We start from the raw sequence: 20,604 nt of genomic DNA, 5'->3' as shown, positions 1-20,604 counted from the left end.
CACTTACGGGCGAGCGACCGAAAAAAGCCTCCGGCAAACGGCACCTCACCTCCACCAGCGGAAAAACAATGAAGTAAGACAAAAAACAACCCAACACCACTTGTCAAACCTTGGACTTCATAGTCGGCACGGATGAGGACACCACTTTTCTTTGTGGCATGCAACTGCATTCGAGCCTAGAGCACCAACTGAGTTCAAAGTTGATAGCGAGTTTCCGCCATGGGCGGCGTCAATTCGGAGCATCAATTTGCCGACTCGCGGAGTACTTCCACAGTCCTAACAAGATGGCCAAATTCAATGCCGGTGCCAGAGCGGTGAGCCAAGGCCAAAGTTCCTCGGAGACCAAGTCGACTAGCAATACCCAAGGCATCCCGAGCGGGAGCAAAAAGATAACCGCGAGCGGATCGGGTTCAGTTCCAAACAGTCCTAACGTGCTGACCGCTAGCAGACAGAGCGCGAGCAGATAGCAGGTCGCGAACGCAATCGCTAGGAATTTCAGGAAGCGACTCATGAGTTGACTCGATCGAATGTTGCCGTCACCTATGAGCGTCCCGCCACGATTGACATTTGGTTGAGAACTTCAGTGCGTGAGTAACGCACCTCTGCATATCGGGCCATCCACTGCTCTTGCTCGTATGCCGAGGGAACATGACCGATCACCTCCGTAAAAACTCGCTCCAGCCAGGCAACGTTGTTGTTTCCACAGCGATCAAAGTACTCCTGGGTTGCCATCAACTCGATGGGAAGGCGACGTAGGCGGAAATCAGGATCGGGAACCGCTTGCCAAGCCGCGATCTCCATCGAAGTAGGATTCCGTCCCAGATATTTCTCGTACGCGGCTGTCACTTGTACGCTGATATTGGGCTCACCGTTAGCAAAACCGCACGCTATCGCGTTTGCGAACGATAGCAGGTTTGCTTTCGTGGCGTTTGTTCGCCGTGAGATACCTGACGCGTCTACTCGTTCATCTAGAACCGAGCTTGACGTTGTTGCAGGTACTCCGTCAGGGCTTTGTCGAACGGCATGCTGGTATCCAAGGCGACGTAGTCGATTCTCATCTTGCTGCAGCCTTCGCGGTAGGTTTCGCGAAACGCCTCCACGCCCCTGAGGTACTCGGCCCGAAAACCCGTCGCGTCGACGGTGACGATTTCACCCGTCTCGGGGTCTTCAAATTCAACGGGACCCTCATACGGAAAATGCACTTCGGCCTCGTCCATGACGTGAAAGACGATGACGTCATGACCACTGTGCCGAAGCTTTCCCAGAGCCGCCAGCACTTCGGCGGGATCGCCGAGTAGGTCTGAAAACAGCATCACGAGGCTGTGGTGTCGCAGCATGGCGGCAACTTGCACGAGACTGGCCGAGAGATCGGTCGTGCCATCGGGAGTCATCCCTGACAGGGCGGCCATCACGTCGCCTAAATGGCCTCGTCGACTCCGGGCTGGCAACACCGCTCGCAACTTGTCACGAAACGTCAGCAATCCCACCGGATCCTTCTGCATCGTCATCAAATAGGTCAACGAGGCAGCCAAGCATGTCGCATATTCGAACTTGGTCATCGATTGACGTTCACTGAAGCCCATCGACTTGGATAGGTCCATGACGAGATACCCCGTCAGGTTGGTTTCCGCTTCGAAACGCTTGATATAGTGCTTGTCCGTTTTCGCATAGACCAACCAATCGATCAGTTTCGGATCGTCCCCGCGGTTGTATCGTCGATGCTCGCTGAACTGAACCGAGAATCCTTGCAGCGGACTGGTGTGCAATCCCTGCAGAAAACCTCGCACCACCATCCGCGCTCGCAAATCGAGACGCTTGATGCTTTGCAGCGTTTCAGGAGACAGGGATTGTGACATGAGTAGGGGAGATTTCGAGGTTGTCGAGGAACACTGACCGGCTGGCAGCCTGCACTACGAATCGTGACAACTAAGCAGCAGCCCGTTCGACGAGTCGCCCTTGAGCGAGTTCGAACTGGGTCTGCATCGCATCAGCGAGAGTTTCCGAGTGCGTGACGGTGACCAGCACGGCATTCTCGTCAGCTTGCAGCCGTAGCAGCACGTCGGTGATCCCCGCGGCAGTTTTAGCATCGAGATTGCCGGTAGGTTCGTCGGCGAGAATTAACGTGGGACGCATGAGGAGTGCTCTTGCGATCGCCACTCGCTCGCGTTCTCCACCTGACAATTCACCAGGCAAGTGCGTGCTGCGGTCCTTCAGTCCGACGGCTTCGATCAGCGATTGGGCTCGCTCGGCGTGAGCGTCCGTGGCCGCACCGACAGCAAGCGCGGGAATGAGCACGTTTTCGATCACCGAGAGTTGCGGTAAGAGATGATGGTCTTGGAACACGAAACCAATCGTTTGATTGCGAAAGATGGCACGTTGCTTTTGATCCAAGTCGAATGGGTCGGTGTCGTTGATTCGCACACGACCCTGATCAGGTGTATCGAGCGCACCGAGGATCTGCAGCAACGTCGTCTTACCACTACCGCTCGGCCCCACGATCGCTGCCGATTGTCCTGGCTGCAGGGTGAGGGAAAGGTCTTCGAGAACGCGGAGAGGTTGTCCAATACTCTCGTAGGATTTGCCAAGATTTTCGACTACTAACATTGGTTGCTTCTCGGTTTGGCGTAGTGGACGCGGCCACATGGACTGGTTCATCGGGATCTTCAGGAAGATCTACTACGTTATAAAATCAATTGACTTCTGGCCGCTGATGGAACCGTTTTCGAACCGTCGTTCTCAGTTCAGCCAGACGCAGCTGGCGACAATGACAATGGTATCACGCCGAGCAGGTTGTCACCTCCCCTGCGGTCGGGCTGCATCTTCAATGAACTCGGTAGACATGCCCAGGTCCTGCAGCAACAGCCGTGAACTGATTCGGCTCGATTCGTAGATCACGGGCAATCCGCTGCCCGGATGCGTCCCGCCGCCGACCAAGTAGACCCCGTCGAGTTCATCAAATCGATTTTTCGGGCGCAGGTGCAGCATCTGTCCCAGATTGTGAGCGAGGTTGAAGGTGGCTCCGCGATGAATGGCGTAGTCGCTCACCCAGTCGTCAGGTGTGATCCGGTGCTCGACCCGAATTCGCTCACGGATATCGGTCAACCCGATCGCAGCGAGCTGGTCGAGCGCCAGCTCACGAAACGCATCGGCTTGGGTCGCCCAATCGATGCTTTCACTCTGATGCGAGACGGGCACCAACACATACAATGTCGAGCAGCCCTCCGGTGCCAAACTTGGGTCCGTCACGCAAGCATTCTGTACGTAGATCGAGGGGTCTTCGCTGAGTACATGATCGATTTCGATTTCACGCAGATTGCGGTCGTACGTTTCACTGATGTGAATATTATGATGCGGCAGATCGTCGTAACGGCCTTCGATGCCGAGATACAGCATGAAGGTGCTGCAGGAAAACTTCTTCTTTTCAATCTTCTCATTCGTCCACCGGCGACGCAGTTCGTTAGGCACCGTCTTGGTCATCCAGTCTGCAAAGTCCGCATTGACGACGAACGCGTCGGCGGTATAGCGGCTCTCACCGCAGCGGAGAGCCGTCACACGTCGGCCCTCCAGTTCGATCGAATCGACCGGTTCGTTGAGCCGGATGTCCACGCCCATCTCGCGAGCGATCTCGGCCATTCGCTCGCTCACGCGGGCACAACCGCCAATCGGATGCCAGACCCCGTATTCATATTCGAGGAACGACAGAATGCTGAAGAGACTGGGACAGTTAAACGGCGACATCCCCAGGTACTTGGCTTGGAACGCAAACGCGATCACGAGTCGGGGGTCGCTAAAGTATCGCCCGAGTTCCTGGCCGAGACTGCGCAGCGGATGCAGCTTCGACGCCGCCGCGAGCAGCGACGGACGCATCAAATCCAGCGGCGAGCTGAATGGCGATTCGAGGATCGGTCGAAACTTGGCCAGTTTGACTCGGTTGTCGTCCATGTATCGTTTGAGTTGCCCCACGTCACCCGGTGCAAACTCTGCGATCTGCCGGTCCATTTCATCCATGTCGGCGGTGCAATCGAGCACCCCGCCCGCGGGACCGCCGAAGGTCAACCGGTACTGCGGTTCGAGGCGTTTCATCGGCACCTCTTCCATGAGATTCCGGCCTGTCGACTGGAAAATTTCCGCGAGCACACGGGGGTATAAAAAGAAGGTCGGCCCGCAATCAAAGCGAAACCCATCGATCTCAATCGCCGACGTGCGTCCGCCCACGCGATCCCGGCGTTCGAGGACCGTCACCTCACACCCGGCTTGGGCAAGCTGCATGGCGGCGGCGAGTCCGCCGGGGCCGGCGCCGACGATCACGACTTTCCTGTTCGTCATCTTCCCTGTTCTTTGTATTTGAAGTCGTGATTGATTGGGTAGGGCCGGTTCCGACCGGCCGCTCGAACTAGGTGAATGACCAGTGGGAACCGGCCCACATCGTGACGTCAGAATGGCCGGTGGGAACCGGCCCTACATCGTGACGTCAGTGATTGATTGGGTAGGGCCGGTTCCGACCGGCCGCTCGAACTAGGTGAATGACCGGTGGGAACCGGCCCTACATCGTGACGTCAGTGCTCGCGTGGACTGTCAAGCGACGGTAACTACGGATGGTGTCGCTTATTTCCCCAATTGATCCGCCAGATCCTTGGCGTTGTAGATCGCTTCTAGCGCTTGACGAATTCCGACACCAGAAACACTCACGGCGCGGGCCTGCTGATCGGTATATAGGTAATCGCTGGTGAGACTTTGGATGTTGCCGTCGAAGATCAGCCCAACCAGGGCTCCGCCCCGGTCGACAACGGGAGAGCCGCTATTACCGCCAATAATGTCTGCTGTGCAGACAAAGTTGAGCTGGGTCGATAAATCGATTTTGCCCTCTTGCTTCGCTCTCATCCACGACTCGGGCAATTCAAAGTCTTCTTGGCCCTGGTGTTCGGCGGCGTGCTCGAATGCCCCGGCAAAGTCGGTCGTTGGCTTTACGAAAGATCCGTTTTCGGGATAACCCTTGACGGTACCGAAAGCCAGTCGCAACGTGAACGTTGCATCTGGATACCCCGTGGTGCCTTCGATTTCGGTAGTCACGCGGGCGATTTTGGCATAGGCCTGCTTTTCACGCTCGCTAAGCCCATCATCGATCAAACGCAGTCGTCGATATTCCGGTTCCATCAGCCGCGCCAATCGCATGGCCGGATCATCACTTCCGAATATCAAGTCAGGCTCACCTTCAATCAACTCGCGGCGTTTAGCAAACTCGTCCACGCTCGTACCATCAATAATCTCGGCGGCTACCTGTTGAGGCGAACGCCCAGCCAAAACCTCGACGACCAGTGGATCACTCATCCCGCGTCGCTCTAAGAGCAAGGCAATCTCGTCGGCCAACTCGATCCGCTGCAAATCGTCGTAAAGTGGCGCCTCGCTGGTCAACCGAGTCAACAACGAGTCGCGACTCGCATCGGTATACTCTGCCAGCCGGTCCGCGTTCGGCTTTTGATCCTCTTGGGCGAGCAGCAAGATCGAGAGAGCGTACTGGAAAACGTCGCTGCGGAGGGACACCGATCGCGATAGCTGTGCTGCTTTTTCTTGCTGGATCTCAGCAATCTCTTGCCAAGCCTGTGTCAGCGGATTGAGGTCAGGGTTTGCCCCCGCGGCGGCAATCAAACGATCCTGTACACGCCGACGATCTGCGATCGTTTGCGGGTCTTGTAGGCCCGCGAGCATCCCCGTGTAGGCCTTTCGCGCATTCTGGATGCCAAACAACTCATCACGACCGCGCCGCGCCGCCTCCTCGCTCTCGAGCCGGTACTGCTGCAACAGAATTTCTTTCCGCCGTAGATAGTCCAGCACAAACGGCAAACGATGATCACGCAAATATTCCAAAGCTTCGACGGTGAAGATTCGCTGTGTCCGACCAGGATGTCCACTTACAAACACGAGATCATTTTCAGCGACAGGCTTCGAACTCCACTCCAAGAAGTGATCGATCACGGCCGGCTTGTCGTTCTCGTAGACTCGCATTAATGTCGCGTCCAAGTTGTATCGCGGATATTCAAAATTATCCGCGTCGCCACCAAAGAATGCCGCCGCGGTTTCGGGTGCCCAGACCAAACGCACGTCGGTGTACTTCTTGTAGCGATAGAGGTGATATTGGGCACCCCCAAAGAGCGTCACCACATCACTGCGAAGCCCCGTCTTGTCGAAGGATTCACTTTCGATCGCGTTGAACGCTGCTTGACGTTGCTTCGCCGCTGCCTCCGCATCGGTCTTGTTCGTCACCGCCTCGTCGATGCGCTGCGTGACATCGACAATTTCAATCAGCACGTTCAACTCCAGGTCGGGCGCTTTGATCTCCTCGTCGAACGAATTGGCGAGAAACCCATCCCGAATCAAGTTGCGTTCTTTCGTGCTGACTTTCTGCAGCGTGTCGCTGGCCACGTGGTGATTCGTCAGCACCAAGCCATTGGACGACACGAACGATCCCGAGCCCCCGGAGTTGAATCGGACCGAGGCTAGACGCAGGTCGTCGGCCCATTTTTGTGATGGATCAAAGTCGTAACGTTCCTTCAGCAACTCGCGAGGCAAGTCATTGAACAAATACATGCCCTCGTCGGCGTGGAGTCGGGCGGTGGACGACGAGAGCAGGGAGGCGGTGATCACGGTAATCGCCAATGACAGGGAAGCGAACAGGCGGCAAAACATGCAAACGACTCTCTTTTTGGGAATGAAAATTCATCGGCAGAGGGGCGTCTCAAAATACCGGGTCCACCTGAATATTGAACAGCCCCACTCTCAGGAGCCGTTGGGACGCTAGCCCCCGTTTTCTCGGATCTCGAAATTTCTACCTCACCGCCTCTGAACAGACCTCGCTCGAGCCGCTAGGTTGAACGATCCGACCCTGACGCGATTCGCGTCCGCGAGCGTACCCCCGAATAATTTTCTGCCATGAACGCCATTATTCCTGCTGCTGCATCCGATTTGGCCGCCGACGGGACGATCAAGCCGCCCCGTCCATTTGTCCACCTGCACTGCCACAGCCACTACAGCCTGCTCGACGGGGCCGGCGACATCGGCAAACTGGTCTCCCGCGCGGTCGATCATGGCATGAACTCGCTAGCACTGACCGATCACGGGAACCTACACGGAGCCCTCGAGTTCTACCGCAAGGCCAAGGACGCTGGCATCAATCCGATCATCGGCTATGAAGCCTACATCGCCCCGGGCAGCCGGTTCGACAAGGGCGGCGCCAGCAGCAGCAAGGCGGCGAGTTATCACCTGACCCTACTCGCCCAAAACCGCACCGGATTTAAGAATCTCATCAAACTGGCCTCGGCCGCGTCGCTGGAAGGTTTCTACTTCAAACCACGGATCGACAAAGAGATTCTCGAAAAGCACAGTGAGGGCATCATCTGCTTGTCAGGCTGCGTCAGCAGCGAGTTCAGCCGCGCGATTCTCAAAGGCGTCGCCACGGAAGAGCACGAGCGGGAAGCTAAAAAGATCGCAGGCTGGTTCCACAACGTTTTCGATGATCGTTACTTCATCGAGATCATGAACAACGAAGTCGATATCCAGCGCCAACAACTCGAAGGCGCCGTCACGATCGCCAATCAAATGGGGCTTCCACTTGTTGCGACCAGCGATTGTCACTACGTCGATCCCGATGACGCCGAAGCACAAGACATCATGCTGTGCATCAACACCGGTCGGTTCCGTACCGACCAAACGCGCATGAAAATGGAGAACGATCAGTTCTTCCTGCGCAGCCCCGAGCAGATGTACGAGAAATTCCCTGGGCTCGATGATGCGGTCGCCCGCAGTCAGCAGATCGCCGACACGGTCGACATCGAGATCGAGTTCAACAAGTACTTCTTCCCCGGCTTCGAATGCCCCGACGAAAAGACACCGCTGCAGTACCTCCGTGACTTGTGCGAACAGGGTTTGATGGAGCGATATGAAGGCGACGACGAGCGGATCATCGATGGCAAGCTATCCGACGAGGTAATGGCGCGGCTGGACCGCGAACTCGACGTGATCGAAAAACTCGGTTACCCGACCTACTTCTTGATCGTGTGGGACTTCGTCAATCACGCTCGCAGCGTTGGTATCTCGGCGACGGCTCGGGGCAGCGGCGTGGGCGCGATCGTGTGCTACGCCCTGTACATGTCGCACGTTTGTCCGCTGCGGTATGACTTGCTATTCGAACGGTTTCTCGACGAGAGCCGCACCGAGCCGCCGGATATCGATATCGACTTTGAAAAAGAACGTCGTATCGAGGTCATCGACTACGTCAAACAACGATACGGGCACGAGATGGTGTGCCAGATCGGGACGTTCGGAACGCTGGCCGCCAAGGCGGCGATCAAGGACACCGGTCGCGCCCTTGGGATCCCACTCTCACGCGTCAATCAGATCACCGAGATGGTGCCTGATGAGCTGAAGATCACGATTAAGAAAGCGCTTGACAAGAGTGCGGACTTGAAGATGGCCTATGACGGCGACCCGGAGATCCGCGAGCTGCTCAATCTGGCGATGAAAATCGAAGGTTTGGCGCGAAATGTCGGCACGCACGCTGCCGCCGTCGTGATCGCCGACAAACCGCTGACCGAATACGTGCCACTCGGTCGTGTTCCCGGAAAACAGGACGTGATCACGCAGTGGGCGATGGCCGACGTAGAAGCGTCCGGCCTGCTCAAAATGGACTTTCTGGGTCTAAGAAACCTGACCATCCTAAGCCGAACGGTCAAGCTCGTCGAGCAGACCACGGGGCAGAAGATCGATCCTTTAAAGTTCCCGCTCGACGACAAACCCAGCTACGCGTTGCTGCAACGGGGTGAGACCAAGGGCGTCTTCCAGCTTGAGTCGGGCGGCATCCGCGATCTTTTGCAGCGGATGAAGCCGGACACATTCAACGACATCATCGCGACCGCGGCACTCTATCGTCCGGGGCCGCTCGAAGGCGGGATGGTTGACGATTACGTCAACATCAAACACGGTCGACAACAACCTGAATACAAGCACCCCGTGCTCAAGGAGATCCTGGAAGAGACCAACTCGATCATGGTCTACCAAGAACAGGTGATGCGGATTCTCAATCGCCTCGGTGACGTGCCGCTGGCCAAAGCCTACACGTGCATTAAAGCGATTTCGAAAAAGAAACAGGCATTGATCGATGCCAACCACGACGTCTTCATCGCCGGCAGTGTCAAGAACGGCTTGGCTGAGAAGGACGCCGAAGACATTTGGAATCTCATCGTCAAATTCGCGGGCTACGGCTTTAATAAGAGTCACAGTACCGCATATGCGCTCGTCGCCTATCAAACCGCGTACCTGAAAGCTCACTATCCCACCGAGTTCATGGCCGCGTTGTTGTCGAGTGATATCTCAGGGCGGAATTTCAAACGCAAGGATGCACTCGTCGAGCACATGGAGGACTGCGATCGGATGGAGATCGAAGTCATCCCGCCGGACGTGAATACCTCCGCTGCTGACTTCAGCGTGACCGAAAACAAAATCCCCTTCGCGCTCTCGGCGATCAAAGCCTGTGGTGGATCGACAGCGGTTTCGATCGAAGCCGAACGGGCTAAGAACGGACCGTTTCGCGATATCTTTGATTTCTGTGAGCGAGTCGATCCCCACGACTGTAACCGCAGCGCAATCGAAACACTGATCAAAGCCGGTGCGATGGACAGCTTTGGCGCCAAACGCAGCCAGCTCGCAGCTGTGGTCGAACGGGCGCTGCAAGCGGGTGCGGCCGTGCAAGCGGACAAGAAACACGGACAAGCGAGTTTGTTTGGTGCGTTTGATGAGGAAGAAGAATCAACCGACAGCGGAGGGTCGGCCGGTGTGCCGATGCCCGACATCGAAGAATGGCCGGACCGGGAAAAACTGCTCGCTGAAAAAGAGGTGCTGGGCTTCTATTTGCACAGTCACCCGCTAGCGGAGTTTGAACCCAAACTCGCGACATTCCGCACGCATACCACCGAATCGCTCGCCCAGTGCAGTGATCGCGACGAGGTGATCCTGGGCGGCATGCTCAGCTCGATCAAGCTCGCTCATACCAAGAACCCCAAACCGGGCCAACCCAGCAAGTACGCCAACTTCGATCTCGAAGACATGCAGGGAAATGTCCGCTGTATCCTCTGGCCACGAGGCTTTGCCGTCTGCGGCGAGCGCGTCCAGCCCGATGCGGTCGTGCTGCTTAAAGGGAAAGTCGACCGGCGTGGTGGCGGTGACGAAGTCAACTTGATTGTCGACGAGATCACACCGCTGGAGGAACTCGACAACAAGTTCACCCACGGCATGCGAATCCGGCTCGACGAAGCGGATCACGACGAGACAACCGTCTCGAAAGTCCGCGAGATCGTGCGCGGCTATCCAGGTTCGAAAGAGCTGCATCTTTCGATGGCCTTGCAAGAAGGCGAGACAGTGCATTTCCGCGCCGACAAATTCAAGGTCGACATCTCACCCCAGCTCCGCGAACGACTCGACGACCTCCTCGGCAACGGACACTACAAACTTCTGATGAGCAAACCGCAGCGATAGGGAGAATGTGAGCGGTCTTGGACCCCGTTCGGGGTCCATTGTCTTTTTCGATTTTGGTTACCGGAGGTGCGCTGCGTTGCAGCAACCTCCGGCTATTATCTAAGACCGCTCCGCGGTGGGAGCGACTTGAGTGTCCGCTCCGCTCGATACGGTCGGGATCGTGTCGTCTATCCCGGAGGGATTTCTGAGACAATAGCCGGTGGTAAGCGCAGCGCCACCACCGGATAACTTCGTCCGGATCCCGAAGGGATCAAAGATGGTTACCGGAGGTGCGCTGCGTTGCAGCAACCTCCGGCTACTATCTAAAACCGCTCCGCGGTGGGAGCGACTTGAGTGTCCACTCCGCTCGATACGGTCGGGATCGTGTCGTCTATCCCGGAGGGATATCTGAGACAATAGCCGGTGGTAAGCGCAGCGCCACCACCGGATAATAAACAGAGAACTTCGTCCGGATCCCGGAGGGATCAAAGATCATCCCACTCCTGAGTTAGAGCGATGTCCACATTCCACAGCATCAATCTCCATATTACGTTTGCGACCAAGCATCGCACGCCTTGGATCAAACGCGAGTGGATCGGACGACTGCACGAATACCTTGGCGGCATCGTACGACAACTTGATGCGAAGCCGTTGAAAATCGGTGGAGTGGAGGACCATGTCCACCTGCTGATCGGTATGAAACCAATTCATCCACTGTCTGACTTCATGCGTGAGCTGAAAAGATCCTCCAGCAAATGGGTTCACGAGACAATCCTCCATGCGCCCTTTCAATGGCAAGAAGGATATGCTGCATTTTCAGTCAGCCCACCGAGTTGCTCGGTCGTAGCACGCTATATTGCCAACCAACGCGAACACCATCGGAAACGATCGTTTCGCGAAGAGTTAATCTCGATGCTCGACGAGGCTGGTGTTCAGTACGACCCCCAATATTTGGAGTGAGCGGTCTTGGACCCCATCCGGGGTCCACTGCCGTTTTCGATTTTGGTTACCGGAGGTGCGCTGCGTTGCAGCGACCTCCGGCTATTGTCTGAAAACCGCTTCGCGGTGGGAGCTAAGCGGGTGAGCGGCGTAGCTCGTGACAGAGCGATGAGGGTGCGCGATTTGTTGGATACGGCTGGGATCGTGTCGTCTATCCCGGAGGGATTTCTGAGGCAATAGCCGGTGGTAAGCGCAGCGCCACCACCGGATAACGAACAGAGAACTTCGTCCGGATCCCGGAGGGATCGAAGATCACTCCACTCCCTGAGTTAAAACGATGTCCACATTCCACAGCATCAATCTCCACATTGCGTTTGCAAACGGAATTGAATGCTAGTCGAAAGTTAAATAACGCTTAACTAGATCCTAACAAATAGAACAACAGAAGCGTGTATGATCTCAGACCTATGCGTTAGCCCACGACTGGCGGACCAGCATGTGAGGACGTGGATGAAGAAGATCCTGGTAACCGCCCAGCCCCTGCCGACGGGGACGGCGACGCTGGCGAGAACTCCTTTGAGGATGGATGGAATGAGGAGGAAAACTGGGGTGACGTGGGTGCGTGGCTCAACGGCGAGTATGGCAACGAGAACGGAGGATCGAATAATGAACAACCGTAATACAAACTCTGAACGTCTTAGCTTTTTTTGGTGGACGTATGCACCGGTAATGGCAAATTCGACATCTTCGGATACATGCCGTCGGCCACGGAAACGAAGCACCGAAGTAGCGATGGCGTTCCTGCTGGTTTTGGGGATGACGCCAATTGCGTTCGTTTCCGCACAGCGACCTGCCGACAACGAGAAATCAACGAATCTCCAGACTGATTCAGAGGCGCGGGAGGAAAAGATCGATGAAATCCTCACCGACATGACGGTGCGTCGTGATCGATTGTTAAAGCGGTTTGCCGTTGTGCTGCACGGGGAATATGTAACCCTGGGCTCACACGCAAATCCACTCTTAATTCATCCGATTGTGATGGCCAGGGTCGTGGATCAGGAACGCGACTTTGATCTCAAAGCCATGTATCTCGTCTACCCAGACTTGGCGGAAGTTGGAGATGAAATCGTCAAGATCAAGGGCAAGACAAAATATCGCGAGACGGCAACGCTGCTGCATGGCCCGTATGAAATCCCGCCTGAGGGGATGAGCAGAACCGAGCGTCAAAATTTTTTCTGGAATCGACACGCGTGGGCTCATGATCCCTATGACGACTATATCCTTGGACCTTATGGAATCAAAGGACGGGACAACCATTTAGGAATTGAGCAAGCTATGCGAGAGTTTCAATTGAGCCGAACCGACCCCGGACCTGGCGGATCCATCGTCAGTCATTGGGCCTACTCGCCCAACAAAAGTGCGAACTTTCGATACAGGATTGACTTCAGCCCCGCCGATCAATGGATGCCGGTTCGATTTAGTGGCAAGGACCTGCTCTATACTTGGAACTCTTTGGAGGCTCGATATCACTGGAAGAAAACAGGCGGTTTTTTGCTTCCCGATCGAATTCAAACTTCGATGGGTAGCGCCTCCAATAAGGACTCGGTAAACGAGGCCGTCTTCCGTTTGAAATGGCTGATTGGCGACGAAGTTCCTGACGAAATCTTCACTGCCGAAGACCATCTTGCGGTGCTTCTGGATCAGTTCGATATTCCCCACAGCGAATTGGTCAACGGCCAAGTCGTCCGCGCACCGCACCCCCTCCCCGAAGACCTCTACGAAGGTTGGGAACCTTTGAACGACCAAGGGCCTCGGCCCAAACGATAACCAGGTGCTGTTTCGGCTCGCGTGAGCGGTCTTGGACCCCATCCGGGGTCCACTGCCGTTTTCGATTTTGGTTACCGGAGGTGCGCTGCGTTGCAGCGACCTCCGGCTATTGTCTGAAAACCGCTTCGCGGTGGGAGCTAAGCGGGTGAGCGGCGTAGCTCGTGACAGAGCGATGAGGGTGCGCGATTTGTTCGAAACGGCTGGGATCGTGCCGTCTATCCCGGAGGGATTTCTGAGACAATAGCCGGTGGTAAGCGCAGCGCCACCACCGGATAACGGACAAAGTAACTCTTCCTGATCCCGCTGGGATCAAAGATCATTCCACCGCCTGTGACAGAGCGATGTCCACGTTTCACAGCACCAATGTTCATACAGCGTTTGCGACCAAACATCGCACGCCTTGGATCAAACGGTTCCGGTAGTACGTCGGCGTGTGCGTCTCAACGTTGTGAATCGGATAGCCAAGGCGAAGTTTTGCATGATACAATAGATTTGTCCGAAGGTCTCGCAGAGCAACGAAGGAGGCAAGATGGATCGTCCTGATTTGGTGTCCGCACTCGACCAAGGTCCCGTTCGCGTCTCCATGAATGACGGAAACACATACGACATTCCAGATCACAAGTCGTGTGTTGTCGATAGCACGACCGCTTATGTTCTTTATCGACGTGATGATGGAAAGCTGAAGGCCCATTGGTTGGCGTTGGTAAGCATGAATCGAATTGAGCCGATCGAAGCAGCCGACCCCGCCAGCAAAACAGCTTAAGCACCCGTCGAGTTCTATTCGGAGTTTTTCATTTGTCACCGATGATCGAACCCTCGACGGCACCCTCGTTATTGGACGCTGCACGCACTGGACAACCGGAAGCTTGGCAGCGATTTGTGCATTTATACGGCCCCTTGATCTATCGTTGGGTGCGTCGCTCAGGGATGCAGAGCAGTGACGCCGCCGACGTGACCCAGGACGTTTTGATGTCGGTATCGAAGGATCTGGCGGCGTTTGACCCTGCTCGGCCGGACGCCAAATTTCGTGGTTGGTTATGGACCATCACGCGGCGGCGAATCGCTGACGCAGTGCGGGCTCGTCCGGACGAACGACACGCCGGTTCGCAGCTCGCGGAGCTGCCCATCGTCGATCCGCCCACCGATGCGGTGACGGATCGGCAAACGCTCTTGGTTCGTGCCGTGGCTATCTATCGAGATCGTTTCAACCCCAACACGTGGCAAGCTTTCTGGGCCACTGTCGTCGAGGGGCGCGAGCCTGACGAAGTGGCAGCGACGTTGGGGATGAATCGATGGAGTGTGTACAAGGCGCGCGCCAGAATTCTGCATCGCTTGCGGACCGAATTGGCGGGGATGTTGGACGAGGAGTAGTTTTTTTAGGGAGGTGTCCAACGCTGTACGAAGGACTAGGTAAGTGACTACCTTGTTTCCTCAGCAACCCGCGAAAGAGCCCCGACCATGATTGCCACTCATTTATCGGACAATGAACTCGCCGATTTCGTATCCGGGCGTCTACCGGCGGACCGTTTTGAGCATCTGATGCAGCATCTCGACGACTGTGAGCGGTGCCAACAACGGGCGTCGACGTCGGTGACCGACGATTCCTTGGCGGGCGTCTTGGCGGCCGGTGCCAACGAATCGCATGATCCGCTGTTGACCGAAGACGACTGCCAAGCGGCACTCTTTCACGCCGCTGGAGCGACTGGGATGCGGATCGATCGCGTGCTGCCGCCCATCGAAACGCTCGGGCCATACCGATTGATTCGGCCCTTGGGTCGGGGCGGCATGGGGGCGGTTTACTTGGCCGAACACGGTCGATTGCGCAAGCGGGTCGCGATCAAACTGTTGCCCCGCCAGCATGGATTCGACGCCACTTGGATTGGACGTTTTGAGCGTGAGATGCAAGCCATCGCCAGCCTCTCGCACTCCGGCATCGTCACCGCGACCGATGCCGGAGACGTCGACGGCTGGCACTACTTGGTGATGGAATACTTGGACGGATTGGACTTGGCCGCGATCATCGGCCGAATCGGACCGATCGCTCCAGGAGTTGCCGCCGCATTGATGCGGGATGTTTGCGATGCGCTGACGAGTGTTCATCACGCCGACCTGATTCACCGCGACATCAAACCCTCGAACATCATGCTGACGCGAGACGGATCGGTCAAATTATTGGATCTTGGATTGGTCTTGGATCAACGTGAGTCGATTGCTGATTTGCGGCTGACAACCGTCGGGCATGTGATCGGCACATTGGCATTCGCAGCCCCGGAACAATTGTCGGACGGTTCCACGGTCGACGCGAGTGCCGACATGTATGCGGTCGGGGTGACGTTGTTCCAATTGGTAACCGGCCGCACGCCGCATTCGACCGAGCGCGGCATCGCACCGCTGGTGATCGAAAAAACATCCAAGCCCGCCGTGTCGTTGCGATCGTTGGCCCCGCAGGCTCCTGCCGAACTGGACAAATTGGTTGGCGAACTTCTCGAGCGTGATCCAGCCAACCGTCCCTCGCGCGCCGAAGACGTCGCGCGGCGATTGGATGCGATGGCAACCGATGGGAAACTCAAATCCGTGGTGAGCAAAGCGATGCGAGTGCCCGGCCCCGATTCATTCCCTGATTCATTCCCTAGTGCCGCGGTGGGGCAATCTGTTCTCCATCCTCCAAAGCCGCCGCATCGCCGGGGATGGAAATGGTTGGCCGCCGCTGGCATTCCATTTGGAATCGTGGCACTGGCGACGGTGATCGTCATCCAAATGGGCGATCAAACGGTGCGTATCGAAACGGACGATCCGGATATCAAGATTGCGGTCCAAGACAGCAAAGCGGCACCGACCGGGGGCTCCGCAACTCAAGTTGCGGAGGAATCCCCACTCGAACTGCTCGCCACACCACCACAGAAAATCTACAAAGGCAAGTCGCTCCAAGAGTGGTGCGAGTTGATGTTGGTCGAACGCGATGTCCCGACGCTGGGAGACGCGATGATGGCTGTTGGCAGTTTGGCAGATGTCGAGGACATGACCGCCATTCAATCGATTTTGATCGCGGCCCGTCGGTTTGGCGGTTGGACGGCAAGCAGCGACCCAAGTAAACCGTCACAACTGTTCATGTCAATTTTGGTCGAACGTGCTGCACCACAATTCATGCCGCGACCAGGACTCGATGCGATCGCTAATGAGTTGGCCGAAGGGAACGAAAACAGTCGTGCGGCGGCGATTTGGTTGTTGGTTAACCTCGATGGTTCAGTACCACCGCAATTGCCAATTTGGGCCGTTGAGCCGGGCAACCGAGAGCTGGCGGAACGATTACATAAGAACTTGACTGATTTACTGGGCAGCGGCGAGCTGGAAAATAAGATGAGTCGAGAGCATGCCAAGCGACTGTCGTTGGAGCTGGCGATTGCCTTGGATACGCCGTTGGAAGACGAGCCGGGACTGCGTGAGGACCTGCAGGAGATCATCCGTGAAGCGGATTCGTCGATCACGGCTGCCGAACGATTGAAACAACGTTGGTCGACAGGTGTGGACCCCGTCACGACGCCAGTGATGACACCTCTGCAATTCGACGCCGCGACGCGACTGGGAATTGAGATACCGACAACTCTGGCCGCCGATATGGTCACGTCGCTGAATCCAGAATTTCGCGAAAAGCGGAACAAAATTTACGCCGCGAAGTTGGAGGCGGAGCCGCAAGAATCGTCCGATGCATTGTTGTTTTATTTGTTGTGGGGCGATGCGACGAATCCTTACGGCGGTGGTTTCGGCGGCGGCATGGGCGGGGGAATATCACAGGGAGTTCAAGCGAAAATCGGCGGTAATCAAGAATTTTGGATCGACGTGTTACCGATCGTGACCAAGCACACAACACGACCCGATATGATGCAATTCCTGATGTATCAAGTACTGCCATCATCAAACGATACTAATGGAATGGGTGGCATGGGCCACGACAGCTCCTACCAACCCTCCGCCCCGCTAACCGAGCAAATCGAGGCCAGCATCAAACGATCGAACGAGAGAATGGAGGCCGAGTCCATCCCGGCATCCATACCCGCCGCATCGCCAAGCGTCTCCGAGGGTGGCATGTTCTGAGGAGGACGGGCGTTGATCCCGCCGGGGCAAGCCCGGGGCGGAGATGGGAGAATGAAAGAGTCGAGAATTGATCTTCATATTAGCGAAAGTAGCTGGCACCTGGCGCTCCGCCGGGACAAGCCCGGACGGAAGCAGTCATGCCCGTCATTCGCTTCCGCCGAGCTTGCCCCAGCGGGATCAAAGAGCATCGCATGCCCTGAATCTGAGGCAAGTCGGTTCATCAGACGGGTCTCCAACCACCCGGCCACCGGCGAGCAGGGTATGCTGGAGTTTTCAGTCAACCCACCGAGCTGCTCCGCAATAGCTCGATCTATCGCCAACCGACTCGAGCACCATCGCAGACGGTCGCTTCGCGAGGAGTTCATTGCGATGCTTGACGAGGCCGGTATTCAATTCGAAGAGCCGTGCGTGTCGATTGATCCCGAGCATCCGTTCACTCCAATTGATTAACATCCCTTTTTCAATTTCGGTCCACAGTCATGAATATTGCATTGGTTCGCCCGTCTGTTTTCATCATGGTTTTCCTGTCGCTGTATGCCGCGACGATCGGCTATTCGCAGGAGGCGGTGAGAGAATGGACCGACTCCACCGGCCGCTTCAAAATCACCGGATCGCTGTTGGAGGTCACCGACGGCAATGCCATGATCAAGAACAGTGACGGCAAGACACTCCGCATTCCTATCGCCAGACTCAGCAAACAAGATCAAGCTTTCCTAAACGGTGGCGACAACCCCTTTGAGATGGTGGGCGACGCGCCGGCGATCGACAGTTCAGCCCCGTCGAGTACCGGCGTGAACGCTGCTGTGTGGGCGACTCCTCAAGCGGTTAACTGGGACGATGCGAATCAATTCACGTCCATGGCGGGCGTGCAGTGGCAGGTCCCTGATTCCGACGGTGAGCTGGGGTGGGAACCCCAACGGGCTGCGCTGACGAAGAAGTCCACTTTCCATGAGCACGTGCAGCCGCTTGCGATCAACGTCCAGTCCAAACGCGCCGTGGTAGGCAATACAGTCTCTTTTGCTGTTCCCAAACCGCTGACCCGATTGTCGCTCGTCGACCTTGTGTCAGGAAAATCCGTCCACAGCGATTCCGTCGAGGGACACATGCGACCACTGGCGTTACTCGACAACGGCAGTTCCGTCTTAATGGTTGGCTGTAGCGATGATCGAGGAGGCTACGAGAAAAAGAGTGAGTTACAGCTTTGGCGCTTTGATGGTAAGAAGATCGTTCGCTCGGCAAGCTGGACGCCTTACGCCCAAGACAAAGATCGCGGGCGTGCGGACGCGGAGGTGCTCGATGCCGAAGTGGTCAATAGCAGTCGAGTGCTGACGATGAGCGACAAAGGGCACCTGGTCTTGTGGGATCTGTCAAATCGCAAACCGATCTGGCACGCTCGTTTGAGTGAACGCAACTTCGCGATGAAACTGTCCGTTGATCGTAAACTGCTAGCGGTGTTTGACGAAAAAACTCTCATGGTTCTGAATCCAGAGACCGCGGAAATTCTGGGCAGCACCGCGTTGGCCCCTAACACTCCAACGGGCTGGTGCCGGGTCGCCTGGAGTCCCAGTGGCAAGCGGATTCTATTGACTTCGATTGCCGACGTGCGGGTGATGGATACTAAAACCGGGCAGTGGGCATTCGAGTTCACGCTGCCTGGCGGCCCCGTCGCAACGAAGGCACTGAGTTTTCCGGACGAGAAGTTTGCGCTGCTGGACAGTCGCTTGCTGGTCGATTTAGAGAGCAAGATTCAGGTCTGCGAATATCGCGGTGCATCCCAAATTGAAACCCTTGGCGGAACCTCGTTCATCGCGGTCCAATCCGATGCGGGAGGGGTTTTGGTACCAGCGAAGTTCCCGCACCCCGCGGCGTTAAAGATGCTCGCGAAGGCGCAGGAAGACCCGTCGCTGTTCCTTCTTCATCCGGGCGTTGCGGTTTCCATTGATGTTTCCGGAGTCAGCAACCAGTACCAAGCGACCGTTCGGCAGGGCCTCGAAAAATCCGTGGCCACCTCCGGCTACACGCTGAATGATTCGTCGCCGATTCAGATCATGGCCTCGATCAGCGGTCCCAAGCAAGAGGCGGTGGGTTACATCGCCGCCGGATCCTACATTGTCAACAAATACACCTCGGCGGTGAAACTGCAATGGAACGGCAAGTCTCTTTGGTCGACGAGCGGCTCGAACGTCCCTGGAGTCTTGATGACGAAACGCGGTCAAACGATGCAAGAAGCCCTCGATAAGGCGGGCAAGGCTCCCAACACTTCGATGTTCGCCGGACTCCATTTCCCCGAGTTCATGCAAAAGCCGAGTGAGAATCAAGCGGCCGGAAACCGCTCCCAAGCACTGATGTCGTCTCCGTTCACGCTTCAGGGTCTCGTCGATTCCCAGTGAGCTGGCGCCATTTGCATTGATATCCGTCCTGAGACACTGGTCTGAATTTTCCGACTCTTCGAAGAAAGATACCTGATGAAAGCAATTCTCTCTCTCGCATTGGTTCTGTCCCTGGCTAGCCAGCCCATCCTGCTCGTCAGTGCCGAAGAAGTCGCTCCGGCGGCGGCGGAACCAACTCAATTGCAAATATCCGACTCGAAAAACGATCATCTTCGCGAGTTCATCGTCGACCAATGGCCCTCCAACGGAGAATTGGTCCTGCAGGGGCCGCTACCCAGTATTCTCAGAGCGACACTGGCGGGTACTAAAAAACCAATTGAATTCTCGTTTAATCGTGACGCCAGCAAGATCACTTTGCATGTCCCCGGTCAATCCACCGGCTCGCCGCCGGCACGAATCCAATTTTTAATTGCCGAGGAGACTTCCGTCCTTGCCGATGGAACGGTCATCCTAAGTGCACTCGATAGCGAGGTGGTAGGACAGCAGGCCAAGCTCGAATCGCACCCCGGAAGCCACCGCATCGGTTTCTGGGGAAATGCCGCTGATTACGTGCAGTGGGAGTACCGTGCGCCGCCAGGCGAGTATGCGGCCGAACTCGTCTATTCGCGAGCGACCCCCGATGGAACGGTTGTTGAGATTTCCATCGACGATTCCGTCTCGACGTTGGAACTTTCTCATACCGGTAGCTGGTATCGGTATCGAAACGTTCCGATTGGCGACGTGGAGCTGATCGGAAACGCTCATACCGCGACGGTCCGAGTGCAGCGGATTGTCAATGGCGGAGTCATGAATTTAAAAGCGATCATTTTAACGCCTCAGCCATAAAAGCCCCAAATGCGATGCCGGAGTTGCT

15 protein-coding genes are annotated in these 20,604 nt (G+C 56.3%); 9 read left to right on the top strand and 6 right to left on the bottom strand.

Going from position 1 to position 20,604, the window contains the following annotated elements; genetic code table 11:
* Positions 1-229: 229 nt before the first annotated feature.
* The 6 genes from Poly21_RS25015 to Poly21_RS24990 all read right to left on the bottom strand — a co-directional run bounded on the left by Poly21_RS25015 (position 230) and on the right by Poly21_RS24990 (position 6,684).
* Positions 230-511: a hypothetical protein gene (locus Poly21_RS25015; RefSeq protein WP_146409810.1), complete on the bottom strand. Its 282-nt coding sequence runs from the start codon at positions 509-511 to the stop codon at positions 230-232.
* Positions 512-540: 29 nt separating this feature from the next.
* On the bottom strand, positions 541-846 hold the full coding sequence (locus tag Poly21_RS25010) for a hypothetical protein (RefSeq protein ID WP_302120562.1): 306 nt from the start codon (positions 844-846) through the stop codon (positions 541-543).
* Between the two features lie 122 nt (positions 847-968).
* Positions 969-1,856, bottom strand: coding sequence for a DUF58 domain-containing protein (locus tag Poly21_RS25005; RefSeq protein ID WP_146409808.1), 888 nt, complete (start codon positions 1,854-1,856; stop codon positions 969-971).
* A 70-nt stretch (positions 1,857-1,926) separates the two neighbouring features.
* Positions 1,927-2,604 (bottom strand): ABC transporter ATP-binding protein, encoded by a 678-nt coding sequence (locus Poly21_RS25000; RefSeq protein ID WP_146409807.1) that lies wholly within the window; start codon positions 2,602-2,604, stop codon positions 1,927-1,929.
* A 189-nt stretch (positions 2,605-2,793) separates the two neighbouring features.
* Entirely contained in the window at positions 2,794-4,326 is a 1,533-nt protein-coding gene (locus tag Poly21_RS24995; RefSeq protein WP_146409806.1) for a phytoene desaturase, read from the bottom strand.
* 279 nt (positions 4,327-4,605) lie between these two features.
* On the bottom strand, positions 4,606-6,684 hold the full coding sequence (locus Poly21_RS24990; RefSeq protein WP_146409805.1) for a S46 family peptidase: 2,079 nt from the start codon (positions 6,682-6,684) through the stop codon (positions 4,606-4,608).
* Positions 6,685-6,927: 243 nt separating this feature from the next.
* Here Poly21_RS24990 and dnaE point away from each other — a divergent pair, with 243 nt between their 5' ends.
* The 9 genes from dnaE (at position 6,928) to Poly21_RS24945 (ending at position 20,576) form a co-directional block, all read left to right on the top strand.
* Positions 6,928-10,524: a DNA polymerase III subunit alpha gene (gene dnaE / locus Poly21_RS24985; RefSeq protein WP_146409804.1), complete on the top strand. Its 3,597-nt coding sequence runs from the start codon at positions 6,928-6,930 to the stop codon at positions 10,522-10,524.
* 495 nt (positions 10,525-11,019) lie between these two features.
* Positions 11,020-11,463 carry an IS200/IS605 family transposase gene (gene tnpA / locus Poly21_RS24980; protein WP_146409803.1) on the top strand — a complete coding sequence of 148 codons (444 nt, stop codon included), beginning with the start codon at positions 11,020-11,022 and terminating at the stop codon, positions 11,461-11,463.
* A 485-nt stretch (positions 11,464-11,948) separates the two neighbouring features.
* Positions 11,949-12,122: a hypothetical protein gene (locus Poly21_RS27970; protein WP_302120561.1), complete on the top strand. Its 174-nt coding sequence runs from the start codon at positions 11,949-11,951 to the stop codon at positions 12,120-12,122.
* Between the two features lie 112 nt (positions 12,123-12,234).
* Entirely contained in the window at positions 12,235-13,269 is a 1,035-nt protein-coding gene (locus Poly21_RS24975; protein WP_146409802.1) for a hypothetical protein, read from the top strand.
* 529 nt (positions 13,270-13,798) lie between these two features.
* The gene (locus Poly21_RS24970) at positions 13,799-14,032 is read left to right on the top strand and encodes a hypothetical protein (protein WP_146409801.1); all 234 of its coding nucleotides are present in this window, start codon (positions 13,799-13,801) and stop codon (positions 14,030-14,032) included.
* 41 nt (positions 14,033-14,073) lie between these two features.
* The gene (locus Poly21_RS24965; protein WP_146409800.1) at positions 14,074-14,640 is read left to right on the top strand and encodes a sigma-70 family RNA polymerase sigma factor; all 567 of its coding nucleotides are present in this window, start codon (positions 14,074-14,076) and stop codon (positions 14,638-14,640) included.
* A gap of 87 nt (positions 14,641-14,727) precedes the next feature.
* The gene (locus Poly21_RS24960; RefSeq protein ID WP_146409799.1) at positions 14,728-17,361 is read left to right on the top strand and encodes a serine/threonine protein kinase; all 2,634 of its coding nucleotides are present in this window, start codon (positions 14,728-14,730) and stop codon (positions 17,359-17,361) included.
* Positions 17,362-17,840: 479 nt separating this feature from the next.
* Positions 17,841-19,751: an SHD1 domain-containing protein gene (locus tag Poly21_RS24950; RefSeq protein ID WP_146409797.1), complete on the top strand. Its 1,911-nt coding sequence runs from the start codon at positions 17,841-17,843 to the stop codon at positions 19,749-19,751.
* 75 nt (positions 19,752-19,826) lie between these two features.
* Positions 19,827-20,576, top strand: a complete 750-nt coding sequence (locus Poly21_RS24945) for a hypothetical protein (protein ID WP_146409796.1) — start codon at positions 19,827-19,829, stop codon at positions 20,574-20,576.
* The last annotated feature ends 28 nt before the right edge of the window (positions 20,577-20,604 follow it).

The organism is Allorhodopirellula heiligendammensis, assembly GCF_007860105.1.
In the GTDB taxonomy this organism is placed as follows: Bacteria; Planctomycetota; Planctomycetia; order Pirellulales; family Pirellulaceae; genus Rhodopirellula; species Rhodopirellula heiligendammensis.
This window is presented reverse-complemented; position numbering and strand designations above follow the sequence as displayed.